2 protein-coding genes are annotated in these 3,069 nt (G+C 30.7%); both read right to left on the bottom strand.

What is annotated here, in order from left to right; all coding sequences use genetic code 11:
* Positions 1–1,161 precede the first annotated feature (1,161 nt).
* Positions 1,162–2,295: a M20/M25/M40 family metallo-hydrolase gene (locus B2X73_RS10400; RefSeq protein ID WP_291096374.1), complete on the bottom strand. Its 1,134-nt coding sequence runs from the start codon at positions 2,293–2,295 to the stop codon at positions 1,162–1,164.
* 39 nt (positions 2,296–2,334) lie between these two features.
* The gene (locus B2X73_RS10395) at positions 2,335–3,015 is read right to left on the bottom strand and encodes an SIR2 family NAD-dependent protein deacylase (protein ID WP_291096375.1); all 681 of its coding nucleotides are present in this window, start codon (positions 3,013–3,015) and stop codon (positions 2,335–2,337) included.
* Positions 3,016–3,069 lie beyond the last annotated feature (54 nt).

Genomic DNA, 3,069 nt, shown 5'->3' with positions numbered 1-3,069 from the left:
ATCAGACAAAAATTAAAATTACTAATAGTATTAAAACTTATAATGAATTAAGACCACATGCAAGTTGTGATTATTTAACTCCAAATGCTGCGCATTTGCAGTCAGAAAAATTAAAGAAAAGATGGAAAAACTATAATAGAAGTTTTAATTATCAAAACTCTCTTGTATAGTAAATTTAGGATTAAGATCAATTGGTGTATAACTATAATAGGATTTATTTAAAAACATGTATAGTTATTTTAGGACGGGTCAAACACGTTAGAAGGTCCCAAGATAAAGGCAGGATGAAGGCAGGATGAAGGCAAAATAGTGGCAGTAGAATGTATGTAAAAGATTTTTGTAGTTCAGGGGTTGTAATAATTGCCAAGTTGTTTTTATACAAAAAAATGTTTAGTGGAAAACAAAAGGATATCATTTTTAAAGTTTCAATGAATTTAAACTCGTCTTTTGAGCAATGATAATCTTTAAATTTCATTTAAAAAAGTAGATTTTAGTGTTGTACTATGTAATATTTATAATGTATTAAGTAAAATGCATTATGTATTTGTGAGAGGCTGGAATTTTCAAGGCTTCGAAATAACACAAAATCACTTTTTGAATACAAATATAAAATGAAGTAGATTACCAAAATAACCTTTGAGAATCATTTAAATCGTAAGAACACATGACCAAAAACAGTATTTCCACTTGATATTCAGCACAATGACCAAGACGATTCAAACCTCTAAAATAAGTATCATTTGATGCTATTCTGAAATAAACTCAGAATGATAAAATCCGTAAAACGTTAAGCGTAGAACGTAAAACTTAATAAAACCTATGTTTCTATTGTGGTTAGAATATTCATTTTTTATTCGGTATTCTTCTTGAAGGGGCACAACAACGATGTAAAATTACCCCTTAGATAAACAAATTAACTAGAAGTGACGAATAATGAACCTAATTGGTTATCCATTAACCTAAATGGAGGTTGTATGCACTAAAATGCATTTTTTCTGTATCGGTTGTGTATCCACGCTATATGCATTCTGTATCCATTGTATATCCATTGCGTATGGTTTGTTCGGTGCTCGTGTATCGAAAGGTTGATTACCATTTAGACAAAAAAAGTAACTATTCAACTAAAAAAGTCAATTTATTACATAAATGAGACGCAACAATTTATTTCTTCAAAATCTTAAAACTATGTTGATTCGAATTTATTTTAACGAAATAAACGCCAGAAGTAAGATGTTCTAAATTTATCTGCGAAACAGCTGTTCGAAACTTCTTTTCATAGACCTGTATTCCTGTTTCGTTATATATAGAAATTGTAGGTTGTTTTAAAATCTGCGAAAAATGAAGGTTTCTCTTTACTGGATTTGGGTACACTTGCAAAGTTGAAATAGTATGATCTGTTGTAGTCAACTTCTCTTGTGCTTGAGAAAAATGTAATAAAGTCGCCAAAGCTCCTTTCGCTACTTCTGTCAAATAATTCAAATCTAAATTAGCTATTATATCTTGAGCAGTATGTGCATAGGGCGTTTCATTCTTTTCGAAAAGTCCAGTTATTGGATAACCAACTGCCTGAAAAGGCATATAATCTGAACTATAAGCATTCGAAATTTCAGTTTTTAGAGTTGTATACAAGGGAAAAATATTCGCCATTTGATTAGTCAAATCAGAAGAAGCTGCATTATTTGATGTTGGATTACTTTCATCTTGCTCACAAACAATTGTCGAATTTACTTTATTCGCCACTCCTCCTACCTCATCAATATTCAGAACAGCTTTAATTTTTAAATTCTGAGGAACTGCAATTTGATTGACATATGTCTGACTTCCTATTAAACCGCGTTCTTCTCCTGTAAAATGAATAAACTTGATCGAATAATCAGTATCGATATCTTTAATTAATCGAGCAATTTCTAATAAAGTAACCGTTCCCGATCCATTATCATTCGCTCCAGGTCCATTTAATGTATCATAATGACCATCGATGATAATAAATTTATCAGGATATTTTTTTCCAATTTTAGTTATGATTAAATTATTTCCAACATTTCCAAAAACATTTACAGATTGCTGCTCTATGTTTGAATAGCCATATGCAATATAATAAGATTTCAACCAATCAAAAGCATTATTATGCGCAGAAGAACCGACAGTTTTGATTCCGAAATCTTGAAATTTTTGTAGCTTTTGATGAACAGAATCATATTTAACTTGATCTACTATCGATTGATAAAACGGATTTAACTCTTGTGCAGCCGCATTAATAGAAAAAACAAATAATGGTAGAAATATATACTTCATATTCTCTAAATTAATTAATCAACAGTAAAACGTAAAAGATTAAAAATTATTCAAAATAGTTTTTAATTCTTCGATACTTTCTGTTGCTTTTTTCTTGATATGCGTAATAGATGAATTGGTATAGGTATCTGATGGATCGATATAGATAATTGGGACATTTGTTTTTGCATAATCTTTGAGCGAAGCAGCTGGATACACTTGCATCGATGTTCCAATAATTACCAAAATATCTGCCTTTAAAACCTCATCAATCGCATTTTCTATTTCCGGAACCATTTCGCCAAACCACACAATATGCGGACGAAGTTGATTTCCATCTTCAGCCAAATCTCCAAGTTTGATATGTTTATTCCAATCAATAATTTGATTCTCATCTTTTTCGCTTCGCGCTTTTCTCAATTCGCCATGCAAATGAATTATTTTAGAAGAACCTGCTCTTTCATGCAAATCGTCTACATTTTGAGTGATAATTACAACTTCAAAATCATTTTCTAACTCTTTCAAGAAATGATGCGCAGTATTGGGTTCAACATCGAATAATTGTTTTCGACGTTGATTATAGAATTCTTGAACCAATTTTGGGTTTCTTTGATAACCTTCAATCGAAGCGACTTCCATAATATCATGATTTTCCCACAAACCATTGGCATCTCGAAAAGTAGAAATTCCACTTTCAGCACTAATTCCAGCTCCCGTTAAAACAATTAGCTTCTTTTTCATTTCGAATGTATTAATTGAAGTAAATATAACTTTATAAAACAACAAAACTCCATT

The organism is Empedobacter sp. UBA7252 (assembly GCF_002472765.1).
GTDB classification, from domain to species: domain Bacteria; phylum Bacteroidota; class Bacteroidia; order Flavobacteriales; family Weeksellaceae; genus Empedobacter; species Empedobacter falsenii_B.
This window is presented reverse-complemented; position numbering and strand designations above follow the sequence as displayed.